The sequence below is a fragment of the Vibrio sp. 03_296 genome (assembly GCF_002265885.1).
This window is the reverse complement of sequence record NZ_NPKW01001264.1, coordinates 1-619: the sequence shown is the minus strand read 5'-3', so window position 1 is coordinate 619 and position 619 is coordinate 1. Positions and strand designations below refer to the sequence as shown.

Sequence of the window (619 nt, the reverse complement as noted above, 5' to 3'; positions counted from 1 at the left end):
CACTGATAGCGAACATCTATCTGGATGCGTTCGATCAGGAGATGCGAAAGCGTGGTCACCGCATAGTGCGCTATGCGGATGATATCTTGATCTTCTGTCGTAGCCGAGCAGGAGCAGAGAATGCGCTTGCACAGGCGACAAAGATACTGGAAAAAGAGTTGAAACTGACGGTGAATCAGAGCAAATCTCATATAGCACACAGCGAAAATGGGGTGAAGTTCCTTGGACGTCGAAATCGGGGAAACAATACACCCGAATTCAGCCCAAGAAACTGGCTCTGTTCAAACAGACGTTGAAGCAGATGACCAAACGCAATGGCGGAAAGCCACTAGAGCAGGTCATTAACGAGCTAAATCCCGTCTTACGAGGGTTCAGTCAGTACTTCAGGATCGCCAATACCAGCAGGGAGTTCTCGCGAATAGCAGGATGGTTAAGGCGCAGACTGCGCAGCATCCAGTTAAAATTATGGAAGAAACCGACACGGTTGCACCAGAGGCTGAAACAGCTTGGTTACAAGCCGCCGTTCAGGTCAATTCAAATGAGTAGCTGGAAAAATGCRCAGAGTCCCTTAGCCAGYTATGCGATGCCAAATCAATGGTTTAACGATCTTGGTTTGTTC

Annotated in this window: 1 pseudogene; it reads left to right on the top strand. The window is 48.5% G+C overall.

Going from position 1 to position 619, the window contains the following annotated elements:
- Positions 1–619: pseudogene (locus CIK04_RS35935) on the top strand (group II intron maturase-specific domain-containing protein); the annotation flags it as partial.